Genomic DNA, 19,848 nt, shown 5'->3' with positions numbered 1-19,848 from the left:
CCGTATTCTATTCAGTGGAGAACCAGGAATTTCGCCATGGATGAAGAAACAGATGGTATTCCGCAGAACAAGGCTACTGCCCGCGACCTCGACGCGATTGACCGAAGAATATTAGGCGTCCTGGTCGATGACGCCACGATCAGCTACGCCGAACTCGGCGATCGCGTCGGCTTGTCGCCACCCGCAGCGCATGAGCGGGTCAAACGGCTCCGTCGCAGCGGCGCCATCCGCAACACGGTCGCCATCATCGATCCCCGGGCGGTGAAAAAGCCTTTGCTTGCCTTTGTCCATATCGACACCAGGGGCTGGGGAAAGACGCCGGAACTGATGGCGGTCTCGCAATATCCCGAGGTCGAGGAAATCCATACCGTCGCCGGCGATACCTGCATGCTGCTGAAGGTCCGCACGGAAGACACCAGAGCACTCGAAGGCCTTCTGGCGCGCCTGTACGAAACGCCGGGCGTCACCTCGACGCGCAGCTATGTGGTTTTATCGACCTATCTGGAGCGGCCGGTGCAGCCGGGCATTACCGAGACATGGCCGACGCCGAAGCATATGGCCGAGCCTCTGTACTAGGGACGTGGCTACGCCCGCTCGGGGAACATCGCCTTCAATCCCTCGCGCGATGCCTTGGCAACGCCGCGCTCGGTGATCAGGCCGGTGACCAGCCGCGCCGGCGTCACGTCGAAGGCCGGGTTGGCCGCAGGCGTCGTCTCCGGCGAAATGCGCACCTGGGCAATCTCGCCGGCAGCGGTCTTGCCCCAGACCAGCGAGACCTCGTCGGCCGAGCGCTGCTCGATCGGGATCTCGGCCAGTCCGTCATGCACCGTCCAGTCGATGGTCGGCGACGGCAGCGCGACATAGAACGGCACATCATTGTCGGCGGCGGCGAGTGCCTTCAGATAGGTGCCGATCTTGTTGCAGACATCGCCGTCGGCCGTGGTGCGGTCGGTGCCGACGATGACCATGTCGATCTCGCCGCGCTGCATCAGATGGCCGCCGGCATTGTCGACGATCAGCGTGTGCGGCACGCCGTGGCCGGCCATCTCCCAGGCGGTCAGCTGGGCGCCCTGGTTGCGCGGCCGTGTCTCGTCGACATAGACGTGGACCGGAATGCCGGCTTCCGTGGCCAGGTAGATCGGCGCCGTGGCGGTGCCGTAGTCGACGGTGGCCAGCCAGCCGGCATTGCAGTGGGTCAGGATGTTGACCGGCTCGCCCTTCTGCTTGCGCGCAGCGATCGCCTTGATGATGGCGAGACCGTTCTCGCCGATGGCACGGTTGAGGCCGACATCCTCGTCGGCGATCTCACTGGCCCGCCGATAGGCGGCTGCCGCGCGTTGTTCGGGAGGCAAAGGCCGCAGGAAGTGCCGCATCTCGTCCAGCGCCCAGCGCAGATTGATCGCCGTCGGCCGTGTCTCGTGCAGGGTCTCCCACACGGCGTCGAGCGCTGCATCCGACGGATCGTCGGCCATCTGCATGGCGACGCCGTAGGCAGCGGTGACGCCGATCAGCGGCGCGCCGCGTACCCACATGTCGCGGATGGCGGTGGCGATGCCGTCGACCGTGCCGATCGTTTCGATGCGGAAATCATGCGGCAGCCAGCGCTGGTCGATGATATCGACCGAACGGCCGTCGTCGCTCAGCCAGATGGTGCGATAGTGGCGGTCGCCGACGTTCAAAGGCTGCTCTCCTGTTCGATCAGCGCGGCCAGTTGGTTGACCTCGTCGATGCTGTGGATCTGGCGCCGGTTGACGGCGAGGTGACGGCCGAATTTCAGCGCCTTTGCCTCACAACTGGCGCGCAAATCCTCATCGGCAATGGTCTCGAAATCGGCATTGTGGGCGAGGCCGAGGATGCGCCTGTGCACCTCGATGCCGGCAAAGCCGAGCAAATCGGTCCACATCTGGTGCAGAACATGGTCGAGCGCCTGCTCGGCACCGAGCCTGTCGCCCTGATCCTCGAACAGGCTCCTCTGGTAGAGCATGCCGGTGCGTTCGGTCCGCCATAGATGCGAGAACTCGGCGCGGAACACCGCCCAGGTCTCGGTCGTCACCCCGAGCAGATAGGCGCGCATGGCGTCGCGCTTTCCCTCCTGCTCGTGGCCGCGCTGCGAGAAGAAGGACATCCAGAAATTGGCGAGCAGCATGCCGACATCGAAGGCCATCGGGCCGTAGAAGGCAAACTCCGGATCGATCATCCGGGTTTCGGTGTCGGTGACCATGATCGAGCCGGAATGCAGATCGCCATGCAGCAGCGTTTCGGCATTGGCGGCGAAGATGTGCTTCAGCCGCTGCGCCTCGACCTTCAGGTCACGGTCGGCGCGCAGTTCGGCGACCAGGCTGTCGAGCTGCGGCGAGGTGTGCCGGTTCATCTTGGCGTCGAAATAGGGGTCGGAAAACACCAGGCTTTCGGTGATGTCGCAGAGCTCGACATTGTCGGCGAACAGCGCCAGATCGGCCTTGCGGTCCTTGGCGGCCATGTGCAGGTCGGAGCCGCGAAACAGCGTGCGGGCCATGAACAGGCCGATGTCCCGGGCAATGTTCGGCAGCTGGCGGCCGTCGATCAGGGCGCGGCGCAGGATGATGTGCGGCGGCGCAAGATATTCCATGATGATCAGCGCCTGGCCTTCATCGAAATAATGGATCGCCGGCACCGAGCCTGGCGCGCGCGCCTCTTGCCTGGTCAGCGCGTGATATTCGAAGAAGGAGCGCTTCAACGGCAGCGGCCAGCTGTCGCCGACCAGGCGAACATAGGGCAGGGCCTGCTTGACGACGGCTGCACCATTGGCGCCCTCGGCGATGAACACCAGGTTGAGATTACCGTCGCCGACCTCGCGGACCTTCCAGGCGCCAGTGTCCTTGCCGATCTTCGCGCACAGCGCCTCGTTGCCGCCAAGGCGTGCAGCCAGGGTTTCGACCGATAGTGCTTCGAACCGCAATTTTTCAGTCATCGTCATCCTCCCGCTTATGCGCTCCGAACATAACGGACGCATGGCGGCTGGGCCAAGCTAGGAAGCGATCTGGCAATTGTCAATCGTGTTGACAATTGCCGATGCAGCCCATAGCGTCATGTCAGGGAGGAACGCATGGTCGGTAATGCCGTGTTCCGCGTAGAGGGACTGAGGAAATCCTTTGGCCATAACGAGGTGCTAGGCGGCGTCTCGGTCGAATTGCATGCCGGCGAAGTCACCGTGCTGATGGGCGCCAACGGCGCCGGCAAATCCACCCTCGTCAAGATCATCTCCGGTGTCTACGAACGCGGCGGCGGCACGATGGCGCTCGCCGACCAGGATTTCGCACCGAAAACCCCTGCCGAAGCGATCCGCGCCGGCGTCGTCACCGTGCACCAGAATATCAACGACGGTGTCGTCGCCGATCTCGACGTCGCCACCAACCTGACCCTCGACCGACTGAGCGGCAGCGGTGCGCCGACCCTGTTCAATCCAATGCGCGTGCGGCGGGAGGCCAAGGCGGTTGCCGAGCGCATGGGGCTGACCATCGATTTGAAGGCGCGGGTGAGCGATCTTTCGCTGGCCGATCGTCAGATGGTGGCGATTGCCCGCGCCCTGGCGCACCAGCCGAAAGTGCTGATCCTCGATGAGCCGACCTCATCGCTCTCCAGCGCCGAGGCTGATCGGCTGTTTGCGCTGATCGACAGGCTGCGCGAGCAGGGCGTGGCGATCCTCTACATCTCGCATCGCATGTCGGACATCAGGCGGTTGGCTGATCGCATCATCTCGATGCGAGACGGGATCATCTCGGGCATTTTCGACAAGAAACCGCTCGACTATGAGGGCGCGGTCAATGCCATGCTCGGCCGCAAGATCCATCTCGACCAGATCGTCGTCAGGAATTCGGCCAAGGCCGTCCTCAAGATAGAAGGTCTGCGCATTGCACACGGCGCTCGGCCGATTTCGCTGACGCTCGGCGACGGCGAGGTCGTTGCCATCACCGGCCTCGTCGGCGTCGGCAAGACGGCGCTTGCCGAGACGCTGTTTGGCGTGCGCCAGCCGCTCGCCGGTACAATGACGCTGAACGGCAGGCCTTATGCGCCTGAAACAGCCGGCGAGGCGATCGCCGCCGGCGTGTTCCTCGTCGCCAAGGACCGCGGCGAGAACGGCATCGTCCAAAGCTTCAACATCCAGGAAAATATCAGCCTGCCGTTTCACAAGCGCATGTCGCGCTTCGGCATCCTGAGGCGCCGCCTCGAACGCGCCACGGCACGCCGGCAGATCGAGGAGCTGAGCATCGTCTGCCGTTCCGAGAAGGACGAGATGTCGGAGCTGTCCGGCGGCAACCAGCAGAAGGTGATGGTCGCCCGCTGGATGGCGCAGGAGGCAAGACTGTTCATTCTGGATGAGCCGTTTCAGGGCGTCGATATCTCGGCCCGGCGCGACATTGCCGCCAAGCTCAGGGCCAGTGCAAACGGACGCGCCACGCTGCTGTTCGTCACCGAACTCGACGAGGCGCTGGAGACCGCCGATCGCATCCTGGTCATGTCGGAACAGACCATCGTCGGCGAACACCGCAATGCCGATGTCGATCTCGATCGCCTGTTGGCCGAGGTCGCCGGCGGACCGCTGCACAGTGCCGCCTGAGCGCGGGCGATAGGAATTGGAATGGAGAGAGCATGGGTTCGGATTGGGTAAAGACGGCAGCAGCGCGCGGGAGCGCCGGATGACATTGCGCGACCACGCCATCCGCTACGGGTTCATCGTGCTCTTGTTCGGGCTCGTCGCCTATTTCTCGATCGCCGCCGACGGTTTCGTTTCGCCGCAAAGTGCCGTTTTCATCTTCCAGTCGGTCGCCATCACCGGCGTGCTGGCGCTCGGCGTCACCGCCACGCTGGTCGTCGGCGGCTTTGATCTGTCGATCGGCTCGGTCGCCACCTCAGCCATGATGGCGGCGGCCTATGTCATGGTGGTGCTGGAGCAGAACGCCCTTGTCGCGGTCGTCGTCTGCCTGCTCATCGGCGCCATTGTCGGCCTGATCAATGGCTGGTTGATCGTCTACATGCGCGTGCCCGATCTGCTGGCGACGCTCGGCATGATGTTCCTGCTGGTCGGCCTGCAGCGCATTCCGACAGAAGGCCGCTCGATCGCCACCGGCATGACCATGCCGGACGGTTCGGTCGCCAACGGCAAATTCTCCGACGCCTTCCTGGCGCTCGGCCGCCACCGCTTCGACTTCTTCATCCCGAACCTCATTCCGGTGTCGGTAGTCGTGCTGCTCGTGCTCGCCGTGCTGATCTGGTTCTTTCTCGAATACACCCGCTTCGGGCGCATGATGTATGCCGTAGGCAGCAATGAGCGCGCCGCCGAACTGGCCGGTGCGCCTGTCAAGGCATACAAGATCTGGGCCTACGTTATTTCAGGAGTTTTTGCCTCGATCGGCGGTATTTTGCTCGCTGCCCGGCTTGGACGCGGCGACATCGCCTCGGGTAATAATCTGCTGCTCGATGCGGTCGCCGCGGCGCTGATCGGCTACGCGGTGCTAGGTGCCGCCAAGCCGAACGCCTTCGGCACTGCCATCGGTGCGCTGTTCGTCGGTATCTTGCTGCAAGGCCTGACGATGATGAACGCGCCTTACTACACGCAGGATTTCGTCAAGGGCGTGGTTCTGGTCGTCGCCCTTGTCTTCACCTTTGCGCTTTCGGGCAGAGGCAGGAGGTAGCTTTCGACCGGAACAGGTTTTTCGAGTTCAACAAGAGTGGAGGAAAACAAAGTGAGCATTACAAGAAGACTTCTGGGGAAGGTGGCGCTCGGATTGGCCGGCGCAACCATGCTGATGCAGGTCCCGGCTTTTGCCGCGGACAAGCCGGCGCCTTTCGACAAGCCCGGCGTCAAGATCGCGCTGGTGCGTTATCTCTCGACCGGTGACTTCTTCCAGGCCTATCTCTCGGGCGTCGAGGCACAGTCGAAGGCGCTCGGCATCGATCTGCGCGTCCTCGACAGCCGCCAGGATGCTGCCCTTCAGTCCGACATGGTCGATCAGGCCATCGCGCTCGGCGTGCAGGGCATCATCATCCAGCACGGCCTGACGGAATCGATGAAGGACGCTGCCCAGCGTGCGGTCGACGCCGGCATCAAGGTGGTGGCGTTCGACGTCAATGTCGAAAATCCCAAGATCCCGCAGATCGAACAGTCCGACCGCGACTTGGCGCGCCTCGCGCTCGAGCAGGCGGTCAAGGACAATGGCGAGAGCTGGAATGCCGGCTATGTCTATGTCGCCGGCATTGCGCCGCTCGATCGTCGCAACGAGACCTGGGTCGACGTCAAGAAGAAGTATGCCGGCATCAAGGAAGTCGCGATGTTCGGCACGCTCGACAATCCGATTGCCAACTCCGTCGCCAACCAGGCGCGTTCGGTGCTGACGGCGCATCCCGACATCAAGGTGATGTTCGCTCCCTATGACGAATTCGCCAAGGGCGTGAAGATCGCTGTCGACGAAGCGGGCTTGAACAAGGGCATCAAGATCTATTCGGCCGATATCTCAACCTCCGATATTGCTGCGATGCGTGAGCCCGACAGCGCCTGGGCCGCGACCGCCGCGACCAATCCGGCCGTCGTCGGCCAGGTCTCGGTGCGTGCGCTGGCGCAGCTGCTGGCCGGTGAAGACCCCGGCCACAACGTCGTCGTGCCGCCGACGCTGATCACCCAGAAGGACCTCATCGACAAGGACATCAAGAACATGGAGGACCTGTCGGCCAAGCTGCCGCAGTTCGCCCACGCCGATGTCGCGATGCCGGCCTGGATGCCGAACCCCAACGCCAAGTAAGTTGGACCTCTGACAAAGAAAGGGCGGCGCTCGTGCCGCTCTTTCCATGTGAATGCTCAACCTCTCCCGATTACAGCCAGTGTTCCGGGTCGCGCATTCCGTGGACAATCGCGACGACCAGGACGCCATCCGATTGCGGCTCGTAAATGACGATATAGCGGCCTTCGATGAGCACGCGGGCCGTCACGCTCAATTCCGGTCGGGCCGTGCCCATCTTGGGGTGCTGGGTCGCCAGTTCCAGCTTGTCAAAAATGCGCATGAGCAGCTTGTCCGCCGCTTTTTCATTGTCGATTGCTATGGTGCGCCAGATGTCTCGCAAATCCTGCGAGGCGCGTGGTGTGAGCCGATATCTAGCTACGAGCGCGGCGTTCTGCCTTCAGGCCGCGTATAAACTCGGCGGGTTCGACTTCCACCGGCTTGCCGCTGGCCATGCCATCGGCATAGGCCCGTTTCAAATGTTCGAGTTCCAAGGCTCGCAATTCTTCGCGCTGCTCCCACAGACGAAGGGCGTCACGAACAATCTCGCTGTTGGAGGCGTATCCGCCGCCTTCGACGGCGCTTTGCAGGCGAGCAACCTGCTGAGGGGTCAGGGATATGGTAAGGGTACGCATTGGTTCAGGTTTCATTGCCAGCCTGTACCACACCTAACAAGAGTTAACAATTATTGTTAGGAGTCAACGTCGCGCCTTGCCCCCGCTGCCTGGCGGCAGCAGGGTGATCAAGGCAGGATTCCTACCGCAGCGCTGCCGCGATATTGCCACCATCGACCGTCGTCACATCGGCGGTGGTGCGGTCGGCCAGCGCGTGATGCAGGAAGGCCTGCGCCACGTCTTGCGCCGTCACTTCCTGGCCGAGCAGGTTGCCGGACATGTAGTCCTTCTCCGACACGCCGCGCGCGCCCGAACGGCTGGCGATCATGGCGTCGGTCAGAAGCCCCGAGCGGATGCGGTCGGCGTTGACGGCGTTGGAGCGGATGCCATGCGCGCCATAGTCGAGCGCGTATTGCCGGGACAGGAACAGCGTCGCTGCTTTCGGCACGCCATAGGCGCCGAACTTCGGACCCGGATTGACCGCCTGCTTGGAGGTGTTGAACAAAAGCACGCCGCCTGTGCCCTGCTCGAGCATGATGCGCACGGCATTCTGCGCCACCGACTGATGGGCGAAGAAATTGAGTTCGAAACTCTTGCGCAGGAGTGCGTCGTCGAGCTCACCGATGCGGCCTTCCCAGGCCGCGCCGGCATTGGAAACCATGATGTCGACACCGCCGAACACGGCGACGGCTCTGTCGAAGGCGGCACGCACCTGCGCCGGGTCGGTGATGTCGGCTGCGACGCCGATCGAGTTGTTGCCGGCCTTCTTCGCCGCGTCGGCAGCCTTTTCGGCGTCGAGATCGACGACGACGGCATGGGCGCCATTGTCGGCGAACAATTTGGCTGTCGCTGCGCCGATCGCGCCGGCGCCGCCGGTGATCAGCACCACCTGGCCAGTCAGTGGCTTCGGCTTGTTGGACGCGAGCTTGGCCTGTTCCAGCGACCAGTATTCCAGCGGGAACAGATCGGCCTTGGAGAGCGGGTGGAAACGGCCGACCGCCTCGGCGCCGCGCACCGCCTCGATCCACATCTCGCCGACATCCGAGGCGATCTTCGCGTCCTTCAGCGTGCGGCCGTGGCCGAACATGCCGAGGCCGGGCACCAGCGTCAGCCGCGGCATCTGGTCGAGCATGGTGCGCTTGACGTCGTCGAGCGAATCATTGGTTTCGAAATAGGCGCGATAATCATTGGCGAACGCGTCGACATGGCTCTTGATCACCGCCTTGTAGTCGCCGGCCTTGTCCGCATCGGGCGCCGGCAGCGCCATCGGCCCGGTCTTGATGCGGATCGACAGATCGGGTGTCGACACGCCGCGTCCGGCATAATCGGCAATCTCGGATGAATTGATGAAATCGACGATTGCCGGCGAAGTGCGGAAGTCAGAGATCATGCGGTCGAAGCGGCCTTCGCCGCGCGCTACCGCCACCGCTCCGCGCAGCATCGGCGCAATGGACGCCGGTGTCGCGAGCTTTGCCGGCAAGACTGCCTTTGCCGCCTTCGGCTTGCCGCTTGCGGCAATGAAGTCCTCGGCGACATTCACATAGTGGATCATCCGGTCGTAGGCCTGTTTGGCGTCGTCGCCGAAGGTGAAGATGCCGTGCTTGTCGAGGATCAACCCTTCGACATCAGGGTCGGCATCGAAGATGTCGGCCGCCGCCTTGGCGAGGTCGAAGCCGGGCATGATATAAGGCACGTAACCCATCTTGCTGCCGAAAACCGTCTTCACCAGCGGCTTGGAGTCCTCCTGGTCGACGATGGCGAGGATGGCGGTCGAGTGCGTGTGGTCGACGAATTTGTGCGGCAGGAAGGCATGCAGCAGCGTCTCGACCGACGGGTTGGGCGAGGACGGATCGATGAGGTTGACGCGTTGCAGGGCAACCATGTCCTCGTCGGCCAGCCTGTTCAGCGCGCGCGCCTTGAGCAGCGGCTTGAGCTTGACCGCCGGCAGGCCCTGCGGCTCGATGACGCCCATGTCCCAGCCGCTGCCCTTGACGCACAGCACGTCCCACTGGTCGCCGACGAGGTCGGTTGCCGTCGTCTTGCACGAGGTGTTGCCGCCGCCATGCAGGACCAGCCGTGGTTCGCCGCCGAGCAGCCGGGTCGTGTAGACGCGCAGCGCCAGGTCGCGGCCGACACCCTTTTTTGCGTAGTCGGCGACGAGTTTTTCGGCTGCTTCGTCATTCCACAAATTCTTCATGTTCGCTTCGTCCGGTTGCTGTCTTTGTTGGTGAAACAGGATTGCCGCGACGCTTTGATGACAATGCGCCGGCAGCGGAGAGGGGGGGTTCTAGGAGGCCTTTTCTATGGTGGCAGCCGCATGGTCCAGGAGCCGCTGCGCCATGTGCGCGCCGACCACCAGATGCGTGCAAAGGCCGCCGGCGATCGCCGCGAGCAGCGGTTCGAACTTGCTGTCCTCCTGCACCACCACCAACCGCCTGGCGATGGCGCGCAGCGAGGCAAGCTCGGCGGAGATCACCCGCCTGTTATAACTGCAGTCGAGCACCTTGCCCTCGGCGTCTATGATCTGCCCGGCAATCACGCCGGCAGCGCCTTGGCTGCGCAGATCCGCCATTTCACTGGGCGTCAGCGCGCCGCATTTGACCAGATGGCTGTCGGCGTCGACCGCGCCGACCGAGTATAATGCCAGGTCGCATTCGCTGACACCCGACAATTGTTCCCGGATCACCGGCTCGGCACGCAGCGCCCGCGCCAGCTCTTCCGTCGACAGCACCAGGGGCGCGTAGAAGTTGAGGCCCTTGGCATTCAGCCGCCGCGCGATTTCCATGGTGCATTGGTCGGGCCGATAGGAATAGGGCGCGCCGAGATTGCCGCAGAGCTGCACCACCGTGACATCCTGCAGATCGGCATAGGACATGACGTCGGCGATCATATAGACGGTGCGGCCCCAGGCTACGCCGATGCGGTCGCCCTTCTTGACCAGTTCGAGGAAGACGCTCGCCGCCAGCACGGCGATTTCCGTCGACGGGTCGGCAATATGATCATTCTCCGGTGCGATCCAGACGGCGTCGAGGCTCAACACATCCTCGAGCTTGCGCGCCAGCACGTCGTCGGTGAAAAGCTGGGTCGAAGTCGAGATGTTGACGATGCCGGTCTCGCGTGCCTTGCGCAGGTACATGGCGACTGAGGCACGGGAAATGTTAAGCTGGCTCGCCACCTGGTCCTGCCGCAGGCCATGGGCATAGTAGAGCCAGGCGGCCTTGTGGATGAGTTGTTCTGCCGGTCGGATCGCCATGCCGTCTCCTCGGCTGACATTATTCACGGCTCTCGACAAAAGTCAAACTGGGCAGAGGTATGCGATGCTCCCGCTTACGCCGAATCTGGTTCATCATTGCGCCGAATGCGCTCTGTCGTGGCATCGTTTGTGGTGACGCGGCCCGAGCCTGTGATTAGAACGTCTGAAAGAAAACCGCGGGGGAGCATGGGATGGGCAGTCCTTACGAACAGGATCTCGACAAGAACGCGGCCAACCATCAGCCGTTGACGCCGCTCACCTATCTGGAGCGCGCGGCCAAGACCTATCCCGACAATATCGCCATCATCCATGGCCGCCAGCGCATCGACTATCGCACCTTCTGGCAGCGGTCGCTGAAGCTTGCCTCGGCGCTCGACAGGCGCGGCATCGGCAAGGGCGACACCGTCACCGTCATGCTGTCAAACACGCCGCCGATGCTGGAGGCGCATTTCGGTGTGCCGATGACCAAGGCGGTGCTGCATTCGCTCAACACCCGCCTCGATGCCGCGGTCGTCGCCTTCCAGCTCGATCATGCCGAGACCAAGGTGCTGATCGTCGACCGCGAATTCTCCGGCGTCGTCAGACAGGCCCTGGAACTGGCCAAGGTCAAGCCGCTGGTCATCGACTATGACGATCCCGAATACGCCGCCGACGCGCCGTATCCGAAGGGTGAGCGCATCGGTTCGCTCGACTATGAGGACTTCATCGCCGGGGGCGACGCGGACTTCGCCTGGTCGATGCCCGACGATGAGTGGGACGCGATCTCGCTGAACTATACCTCCGGCACTACAGGCAATCCGAAGGGCGTCGTCTACCACCATCGCGGTGCTGCCCTGATGGCCTACACCAACACCATTCATGCCGGCATGGCCAAGCACGCCGTCTATCTCTGGACGCTGCCGATGTTCCACTGCAATGGCTGGTGCTTTCCGTGGACGCTCGCAGTCCAGGCCGGCACCCATGTCTGCCTGCGCTGGGTGCGGCCGAAGCCGGTCTACGATGCGATCGCCGATCAGGGCGTCACCCATCTGTGCGGCGCGCCGGTCGTCATGTCGGTGCTGATCAATGCCAGGGACGAGGACAAGCGCGTATTTCCGCAGACGGTCACTTTCAACACCGCCGCAGCACCCCCGCCGGAAGCGGTGCTATCGGGGATGGCGGATGCCGGATTTGCCGTCACCCATCTCTACGGCCTGACCGAGACCTATGGCCCGGCGGTCGTCAACGAATGGCATGGCGCCTGGGATGATCTCGAAAAGGGCGAGCGCAGCGCCAGGAAGGCGCGGCAGGGCGTGCGCTATGCAGCGCTCGAAGGCCTGACAGTCATGGACCCCGAGACGATGCGGACGACACCGGCCGATGGCGAGACCATCGGCGAGGTCATGTTCCGCGGCAACATCGTCATGAAGGGCTACCTGAAAAACCGCAAGGCGAGCGACGAAGCCTTCGCCGGCGGCTGGTTCCATTCCGGCGATCTCGGCGTCATGCACCCCGATGGCTACATCCAGCTCAAGGACCGCTCCAAGGACATCATCATCTCCGGTGGCGAGAACATTTCCTCTATCGAGGTCGAGGACGCGCTCTACAAGCACCCGTCGGTTGCCTCTTGCGGCGTCGTCGCCAGGCCCGACGACAAATGGGGCGAGGTGCCTGTCGCCTATGTCGAGCTGAAGCCCGGCAAGATCGCGACCGAAGCCGAGATCATCGATCACTGCCGCGCGCTGCTTGCCCGGTTCAAGGTGCCGAAGGCGGTCATCTTCGCCGAAATCCCGAAGACCTCGACCGGCAAGATCCAGAAATTCCGGTTGCGCGAGATGGCAAAGGACCTGACTTCGTCATCCTAGGGTGGCGCAGTCGCGAAGCGACGTCGCGGAAACCCTAGGATCCATGCCGTGACCTCTCAGCCATGCTCCAACGTCGAGGATGACAGGGCGCGCTTACCAGCGTAACTTCTTGATCCGCCACACTCTTCAGCAGACGTCGCGGCATGGATCCTAGGGTCTGCGCCGCGTCGCTTCGCTCCTTGCTTCGCCCTAGGATGACGAATTCATCAGGGCCAGCCGCTAATAGCGATCGTCGATTCCACCTTCTCACTGTCACCATCTGTCACCATCTGTCACAATTCGTACGCGTACATCGAATCCGCGTTGACAGGCCGCTCTTTTCAATTTACGAGTGACGAAAATCGAAATTCGTCACTCGTAAATTGACAGAGGATCATGTCCGAAGCCGCCACCATAGTCGCCGAAGCCGCCCGACAGGAAAATGTAACGCGCATTCTCGATTGCGCCGAGCGCTTGTTCCGGCACTATGGCTACGGCAAGACCAATGTCGCCGACATCGCGCGTGAGCTCGGCATGTCGCCGGCCAACATCTATCGTTTCTTCGCCTCCAAGGTCGAAATCCACCAGGCCGTCTGCGGCCGGATGCTCGGTGCCAGCTACAAGATGGCCTACGAGATTTCGCGCCTGCCGATCAGCGCCGAGGAGCGGCTCCGGCGTTACGTGCATGCGCAATACAAGATGACGATGGAGGTCATGCTCGACGACCAAAAGGTCCACGAGATGGTCATCGTCGCCCTCGAACGGGATTGGGGTGTGATCGACAAGCATGTCGACAGCATTCACGACCTGTTTGCGGAAATCATTCGTGACGGCATCGAGGCCGGTGAGTTCAGAAAACAGGATCCGGTGATCGCGTCTCGCTGTTTCGGCGCCGCGACCGTCATCCTGTGTCATCCGCAGATGGTGGCGCAATGCCTTGCCAAGACCAACCGGGCAATGCCTGACGACCTCATCGATTATGCAATCAAGGCTTTGAAGTAGCTGCCGCCCGCCGGGCGCCGGTTCAACGATTCATCTCCATTTCGGGAGTACGCGCGTGTCTTCGTTCAGTTCAATCATCAGCAGGCTGCCGGCTGTGGGCCCGGTGCTGCTTGTCACCGCCACTCTCGGGCTTGCCGGCTGCAGCCAGGAAAAAGCCGAAGTCAAGGATATCATCCGTCCGGTCAAGGTTGTCGAGATCGCGAAGGTGCATGACACCCGCATGCTCTCCTATTCCGGGTCGGTGCGGGCCCGCACCGAGAGCGCTCTGGCGTTCCGCGTCAATGGCAAGATCACCGAGCGCCTCGTCGATATCGGCCAGCATGTGGCCTCGGGCGATGTGCTCGCCCGCATCGATCCCATTGACTACGACCTCTCGGTCAAGAGCGCGCAGGCAGCGCTCGATGCCGCCGAGCGGCAGGTCGAGACCGTGGAGCTTGCCCGCAAGCGTGCCGAGCAGCTTTTTGCCAAGAATTTTGCCCCGAAATCACAACTCGAACAGGCGACCTTGACCTATGACCAAGCGGTCGCCACGCGTGATTCCGCCCTTTCGACACTTGCTCAGGCGAAGAACCAGGTCGGTTATACCGATCTCAAGGCCGACAGGGATGGCATCGTCACCACGGTCAGCGCCGACGTCGGCCAGGTGGTCGGTTCCGGCACGCCGGTTGTTACTGTCGCTGTCGACGGCGAAAAGGAAGTGCTGATCGCCGTTCCCGAAATGGAAATCGCCGAATTCAAGCCGGGCAAGGCCGTCAAGGCGGGCTTCTGGTCCGACGATGCGCTGGCGCTCGATGGCAAGGTCCGCGAAGTCGCCGGCAGCGCCGATCCGCAGTCACGCACCTTTGCCGTCCGCGTCAGCCTGCCCAACGATCCGCGTGTGCTGCTCGGCATGACCGCCAGCATCGAAGCCTCGGCGGCCAATGAGCGGCAGCTGGTCTCGATCCCGCTGAGCGCACTGGCCGAGCAAGGCACGCAATCGATCGTCTGGACCGTCAATCGTGGCGCCGACACCGTTCATGCCCGTCCGATCAAGGTCGCCGAATTCGCCGCCGATGGGGTGCGTGTCGCAGAGGGTTTGAACCCCGGCGATGTCGTGGTCGCCGCCGGCACGCAATTCATGACCGAAAACCTGAAGGTGAAGCTCGCCGGTGAGACGGCGCTGCAATCGGCATCCGCGGCAGACGGCGACGCCAAGCAGGTGCGCTGACGACAGACAACCGGCTGCGCGTTCCCGCAGTCGCTGGTTTCCGGGCGGCAGGCGCCCCGACCGAGACGCTCGATTGATGTAACCCCCACATCGATTTCGCGTCCCACCGCGATGAGCGTTTCTCCTCTCGGAGAGCCTTGCCGCCCGGAAGCCACTACGAACCCTCGATTTTGTTGCGCTAGATAGATGGACCAGCGTCGATGACCAATTCCACGGAAGAGAAGCGGCCCTTCAACCTGTCGCGCTGGGCAATCGGCCATCCCGCCGTTGCGCGGTTCCTGTTCGGCCTGATCATCATTTCCGGCGCGCTCGGCCTGATGCGTATGGGCCAGAAGGAAGATCCCGATTTCACCTTCCGGATCATGGTCGTCCAGGCGATCTGGCCGGGCTCCTCGATCAAGGAGATGGAAGACCAGGTCGTCAACAAGATCGAACGCAAGCTGCAGGAAACGCCGCATCTCGATTTCGTGCGCTCCTTCACCCGCGCCGGCAGCGCCATCATCACTGTGCAGATCAAGGGCGACACCAACACCGCCGAGGTGACGGACGCTTTCTACCAGGTGCGCAAGAAGGTCGGTGACATTGCCGGTGACTTGCCGCAAGGTCTGCTCGGCCCCTATTTCAACGACGAGTTCGGCGACACCTTCATCACGCTGCATTCGATCAGCGGCGATGGCTTCAGCTATCCCGAGCTGAAGAAGTTCGCCATCCAGGCGCGTGACATGCTTTTGACGACGCCCGGCGTCGAGAAGGCCGTCATCATCGGCGACCAGCCGGAAAAGCTCTATATCGACGTCTCGTCCAAGGCCCTGGCCGAACGCGGCCTGACGCTGACCGATCTGCAGAATGCGATCAAGGGACAGAACAATGTCGACCCGGCCGGCTCCGTCGATACCGGCACCAACTCGGTACGCATCTCCGTCGAGGGCGATGTCGGCAAGGTCGAGGATATCCGGAACCTGCGCCTGCGCGCCGGCGGACAGGTCACAAGGCTGGGCGACATCGCCACGGTGACCTCGGGGCTGGAAGATCCGTTCCAGCGCAAATACCGCTTCAACGGTCACGACAGCGTGCAGTTGGGCGTCGTCATGGCCAAGGGCTTCAAGGTTACCGACGTCGGCAAGGATGTCGAGGCCACCTACAAGCGCTTCGAAGAGGCGCTGCCCTACGGCGTTGCGGTCGACCAGATCTCCGACCAGCCCGGCGTCGTCACCGATGCGGTGGCCGAGTTCATGCATGCGCTTGGCGAAGCGCTGCTGATCGTGCTCGTCGTCTCGTTCCTGTCGATAGGCTGGCGTTCCGGCCTGGTCATCGCCATCGCCATCCCGCTGGTGCTGGCTGCGACCTTCGCCATCATGTACGAACTCGGCATCGACCTGCAGCGCATCTCGCTCGGCGCGCTGATCATCGCGCTCGGTCTTCTGGTCGACGACGCGATGATCGTCGTCGAGATGATGGAGCGCAAACTGGAGGAGGGGATGGTCAAGGTCGAGGCGGCGAGCTTCGCCTATTCCTCGACCGCCTTCCCGATGCTGACCGGCACGCTGATCACCACAGCCGGCTTCATTCCGGTCGGCTTCGCGGCCTCGACCGCCGGCGAATATGTCCGCACCCTGTTCTATGTCGTCGGCATCGCGCTGATCGTCTCCTGGTTCGTCGCGGTCTATTTCACGCCATGGCTCGGCAACATGATCCTCAAGCAGCGCAAGCATGCCGGCAGCCATCACGATGTCTTCGACACACGTTTCTACCGCCGGCTTCGTGCTACCGTCAGCTGGGCCGTGCGCCATCGCATCATCGTCCTGGTGATGACGCTGGTCACCTTCGGCACCAGCCTGTGGGCTTTCCAGTTCATTCCGCAGAACTTCTTCCCGCAATCGTCGCGGCCGGAAATCCTTGTCGACCTTTGGCTGCCGGAAGGCACCAGCATCAAGGAAGTCGAGGCGCAGGCCAAGGCGCTCGAAACCAAGATGATGGACGACAAGGACAAGCGTTTCATCGCCACCTATATCGGCGAAGGCGCGCCGCGCTTCTTCCTGCCGCTCGACCAGCAACTGAGCAATCCCAACTTCGCCCAGCTGCTCGTCATGGCCAATGACGAACCGGCCCGCGAACGGCTGATCGTCAAGTTGCGCACCGTCCTGGCGCAAGACTTCCCATCCATCCGTGCCAAAGTCGATCGTCTGTTCCTCGGCCCGCCGACCGGCTGGCCGGTGCAGATGCGCGTCATGGGGCCGGATCGCCAGGAGGTGCGCCGCATCGCCGACCAGGTGAAGGCGAAGTTCCGTGAGGATCCGCTGCTTGGCGCCGTGCATGATGACTGGCTGGAGCCGGTTCCGGCGATGAAGCTGGTCATCGACCAGGATCGTGCCCGCGCACTCGGCGTCACCTCGCAGCGCATCCGCCAGATGCTGCAGGCGGCGATGTCCGGCGCGCCGCTCGACGACTTCCGCGACGGCGAGGAGACGGTGTCCATCGTCGCCCGCGAGCCGGATGCCAGCCGCAGCCTCCTGTCCTCCGTCGACTCGGTCTATATCCCGACCGACTTCGGTGGCTTCGTGCCGCTGTCGCAGGTTGCCAAGGTGGTGCCTGTACTGGAGCAAGGCATCGAGTGGCGCCGCGACCGTCTGCCGACCATCAGTGTGCGGGCAACGCTGCCCGACGGCGTGCAGTCCAATGACGTCGTCACCAAACTGTACAAGGATATGCAGGGCCTGCGTGACGGATTGGCGCCCGGCTACAAGGTCGAGATCCAGGGCGGTGCGGAGGATTCGGCGGAAAGCCAGGCTTCGATCGCCGCCAAGGCGCCGATCATGCTGGCCGTCATCGTCGTGCTTTTGATGATCCAGCTGCAGAACTTCGGCAAGGCGATGCTGGTGCTGGCGACCGGTCCGCTTGGCATTATCGGTGCTGCCGCGGCACTCTTGATCAGCGGCGCGCCGTTCGGCTTCGTCGCCATTCTCGGCGTCATCGCGCTGCTCGGCATCATCATGCGCAACTCGATCATCCTGGTCGACCAGATCGACCAGGACATCGCTGCGGGCATGGACCGCTACGAGGCGATCATCGGTTCGGCCGTTCGCCGTTTCCGGCCGATCACGCTGACGGCGCTGACGGCGGTGCTGGCGCTGATCCCGATCTCGCGCGGCGTCTTCTGGGGTCCGCTCGCCTACGCCATGATGGGCGGCATCCTCGTTGCCACGGTGCTGACCATCCTGGTCCTGCCGGCCGGTTACGCCCTGTTCTTCGGCCGGGAGCCGAAGAAGCGCGGGGCGGAGGGGCGGACGGACGATCTGGAACTGAGCCAGGAAGCCGAAAAGCCGCAACTGGCGCTGGCCGCCGAATAGATCGATCACGCCAGTCGAAAAGGATCGGGCGCGCCGAAGCGCGCCCGATCCTTTTCACTTTTACGAGATCAGATGACGAAGAACCAGTTGGCGAGCAGCATCACCACCACGCCGGCGACCAGGGTCAGATAGGGCAGTATGCCCGCCTTTTTGACCGAGAGGTCGGCCCCCGTCATGCCGAGATCGGCCAGCATATGGTCGGGGAATTTGCCCTTGTCCTGGATATAGTGGCGGAAGCAGAACACCGGGATGATCAGGGCCGCCGTGATCAGGCCGGCCCACAGCGCCATCGGGTTCCACACCTTGGCGCCCGCGCCCATGAAGATCATGTTGACATAGGCGAAGATCGCGCCGACGCCGAGCAACCAGCTCGGCGCCTTCCAAGGCCGGGCGATATGGCCGTTGTCGATGCGGTGGATCCAGCCGGCGTTGAGGTTGAGGAAGTTGAAGATGATATAGCCGCAGTTCGACACGGCGAGGATGAAGAAGAAGCTCGTCGCGTCGGCAGAGGCGATGGCCAGCACGATCAGGTTGAAGACGAGATCGGTCCACATTGCCCGCGTCGGCGCGCCATGTTCGTTGACATGGCTGAGATAGCGCGGCAGCCAGCCATCGACCGAGCCCTGGTAGAGCGTGCGCGAAGAGCCTGCCATGGCGGTCATGATGCACAGAACCAGAGCCAGGATCATCAGCATCACCAAGAGGCTGTGGATCAATGCGCCACCCCCGACCATGCCGGCCAGTGCATCGGCGACACCCGAGCCGTCGACGATCGGCGTCGCCAGCATGCCGTTGAGGCCCAGCACGCCCTGGAAGGTGAAGGGCACCAGGATGAACAGAAGCATGCAGAGCAGGCCGGAATAGAAGATCGCCTTGAACGTGTCGGTGCCCGGGTTCTTGAACTCCGAGGTGTAGCAGACGGCGGTCTCGAAACCGTAGGTCGACCAGGCGGCGATGAACATGCCGCCAAGCACCAGCGTCCAGCCGGCAATGTTCCAGGCGCCGGGTTCGGGCGCATAGGCGGCCGCCAGCGGCACCAGCGGCGAAAAATTCGCCCAGTTGATCTGGCCGGTGACGATCGGCACCACGCCGACGATCAGCATCGGGATGATGACCAGCAGGCCGATATATTTCTGCACGTTGGCAGTGCCGAGGATGCCGCGATGCTGGATGGCGAAGATGATCAGCATCAGCACCGCACCGATGAAGAAGGTCGCGTTGAGGGTGAACGAGACCGGCCCCAGCGTGTGGCTGTAGAGCGTCCAGTTGCGGATCACCGGCGTTGCCGCGGCGGTCACCGCCGTGATGGCGTCGGCGGCACTCGTCCCGGCATGCGCGGCGATATAGGCGACGACTTCGGGCGAGGCATCGGTGAACAGCGGCACCGGCGCCAACGCGTTGAGGATATAGGCGGCGGCGATCGAGCAGCCGAGCGATAGCACCGGCGACCAGGCGAACCAGTTGCACCACACCGACAGCGGCGCGATGAACTTGGAATAGCGCAGCCATGCGGTGGCGCCGTAGATCGACGCGCCGCCCGACTTGTTCGGAAACAGGCCGGCGATTTCGGCATAGGTGAAGGATTGCAGGAAGCCCATGATCATGGAGAAGATCCAGATCGCGAAGGCCAGCGTGCCGGTCGTGCCGGCAATGCCGCCGATCGAGAACAGGACGAGGGCAGGCACACCGCTCGCCACCCAGAAGGCGCCGCGCCAGTCGATATTTCGGTGCAACTTGCCTTCGGCAAGCGGCTCCAGGACAGTCACTATCGTGCTCATATGTCTTTGTTCCCCATTTTGATGTTCCCCGTTCGTGACCGCCGCGGCTTCGCGAGGCTTCACCATCGACGC

14 protein-coding genes and 1 pseudogene are annotated in these 19,848 nt (G+C 62.9%); 8 read left to right on the top strand and 7 right to left on the bottom strand.

Going from position 1 to position 19,848, the window contains the following annotated elements; all coding sequences use genetic code 11:
• The first annotated feature begins 36 nt into the window (after positions 1 to 36).
• Positions 37 to 576 (top strand): Lrp/AsnC family transcriptional regulator, encoded by a 540-nt coding sequence (locus tag X735_RS164110; RefSeq protein WP_023808760.1) that lies wholly within the window; start codon positions 37 to 39, stop codon positions 574 to 576.
• A gap of 8 nt (positions 577 to 584) precedes the next feature.
• On the opposite strand, the gene mtnA is transcribed toward X735_RS164110, so the two are convergent.
• Positions 585 to 1,679 carry an S-methyl-5-thioribose-1-phosphate isomerase gene (gene mtnA / locus X735_RS164115; RefSeq protein ID WP_023808759.1) on the bottom strand — a complete coding sequence of 365 codons (1,095 nt, stop codon included), beginning with the start codon at positions 1,677 to 1,679 and terminating at the stop codon, positions 585 to 587.
• Entirely contained in the window at positions 1,676 to 2,950 is a 1,275-nt protein-coding gene (gene mtnK, locus X735_RS164120; protein WP_023808758.1) for an S-methyl-5-thioribose kinase, read from the bottom strand. The genes mtnA and mtnK overlap by 4 nt, the downstream gene beginning before the upstream one ends.
• A 135-nt stretch (positions 2,951 to 3,085) precedes the next feature.
• Here mtnK and X735_RS164125 point away from each other — a divergent pair, with 135 nt between their 5' ends.
• The 3 genes from X735_RS164125 to X735_RS164135 all read left to right on the top strand — a co-directional run bounded on the left by X735_RS164125 (position 3,086) and on the right by X735_RS164135 (position 6,776).
• Positions 3,086 to 4,597: a sugar ABC transporter ATP-binding protein gene (locus X735_RS164125; protein ID WP_023808757.1), complete on the top strand. Its 1,512-nt coding sequence runs from the start codon at positions 3,086 to 3,088 to the stop codon at positions 4,595 to 4,597.
• A gap of 79 nt (positions 4,598 to 4,676) precedes the next feature.
• Positions 4,677 to 5,672 carry an ABC transporter permease gene (locus tag X735_RS164130; protein WP_023808756.1) on the top strand — a complete coding sequence of 332 codons (996 nt, stop codon included), beginning with the start codon at positions 4,677 to 4,679 and terminating at the stop codon, positions 5,670 to 5,672.
• A 51-nt stretch (positions 5,673 to 5,723) separates the two neighbouring features.
• Positions 5,724 to 6,776 carry a substrate-binding domain-containing protein gene (locus X735_RS164135; protein WP_023808755.1) on the top strand — a complete coding sequence of 351 codons (1,053 nt, stop codon included), beginning with the start codon at positions 5,724 to 5,726 and terminating at the stop codon, positions 6,774 to 6,776.
• A gap of 70 nt (positions 6,777 to 6,846) precedes the next feature.
• Here X735_RS164135 and X735_RS164140 read toward each other — a convergent pair.
• From X735_RS164140 to X735_RS164155, 4 genes and pseudogenes are all read right to left on the bottom strand, one after another.
• Positions 6,847 to 7,113 (bottom strand): annotated as a pseudogene (locus X735_RS164140) (type II toxin-antitoxin system RelE/ParE family toxin); the annotation flags it as partial.
• 13 nt (positions 7,114 to 7,126) lie between these two features.
• Positions 7,127 to 7,387 (bottom strand): type II toxin-antitoxin system ParD family antitoxin, encoded by a 261-nt coding sequence (locus X735_RS164145; protein WP_023808753.1) that lies wholly within the window; start codon positions 7,385 to 7,387, stop codon positions 7,127 to 7,129.
• 121 nt (positions 7,388 to 7,508) lie between these two features.
• Entirely contained in the window at positions 7,509 to 9,563 is a 2,055-nt protein-coding gene (locus X735_RS164150) for a bifunctional aldolase/short-chain dehydrogenase (protein WP_023808752.1), read from the bottom strand.
• A gap of 90 nt (positions 9,564 to 9,653) precedes the next feature.
• Entirely contained in the window at positions 9,654 to 10,619 is a 966-nt protein-coding gene (locus X735_RS164155) for a sugar-binding transcriptional regulator (RefSeq protein ID WP_023808751.1), read from the bottom strand.
• Between the two features lie 191 nt (positions 10,620 to 10,810).
• Here X735_RS164155 and X735_RS164160 point away from each other — a divergent pair, with 191 nt between their 5' ends.
• The 4 genes from X735_RS164160 (at position 10,811) to X735_RS164175 (ending at position 17,998) form a co-directional block, all read left to right on the top strand.
• Complete coding sequence (locus tag X735_RS164160; RefSeq protein WP_023808750.1) at positions 10,811 to 12,463, top strand: acyl-CoA synthetase; 1,653 nt, start codon at positions 10,811 to 10,813, stop codon at positions 12,461 to 12,463.
• A 375-nt stretch (positions 12,464 to 12,838) separates the two neighbouring features.
• Positions 12,839 to 13,444, top strand: coding sequence for a TetR family transcriptional regulator (locus tag X735_RS164165; RefSeq protein ID WP_023808749.1), 606 nt, complete (start codon positions 12,839 to 12,841; stop codon positions 13,442 to 13,444).
• 55 nt (positions 13,445 to 13,499) lie between these two features.
• A complete protein-coding gene (locus X735_RS164170) occupies positions 13,500 to 14,651 on the top strand; it encodes an efflux RND transporter periplasmic adaptor subunit (protein ID WP_023808748.1) in 1,152 nt (383 codons plus the stop codon).
• Between the two features lie 200 nt (positions 14,652 to 14,851).
• A complete protein-coding gene (locus tag X735_RS164175) occupies positions 14,852 to 17,998 on the top strand; it encodes an efflux RND transporter permease subunit (RefSeq protein WP_023808747.1) in 3,147 nt (1,048 codons plus the stop codon).
• A gap of 68 nt (positions 17,999 to 18,066) precedes the next feature.
• On the opposite strand, the gene X735_RS164180 is transcribed toward X735_RS164175, so the two are convergent.
• A complete protein-coding gene (locus X735_RS164180; RefSeq protein WP_023808746.1) occupies positions 18,067 to 19,776 on the bottom strand; it encodes an APC family permease in 1,710 nt (569 codons plus the stop codon).
• Positions 19,777 to 19,848 lie beyond the last annotated feature (72 nt).

The organism is Mesorhizobium sp. L2C084A000 (assembly GCF_000502875.1).
GTDB lineage: Bacteria > Pseudomonadota > Alphaproteobacteria > Rhizobiales > Rhizobiaceae > Mesorhizobium.
Note: the sequence above shows the minus strand (reverse complement) of the source record. Positions and strands in the feature narration are given on the sequence as shown.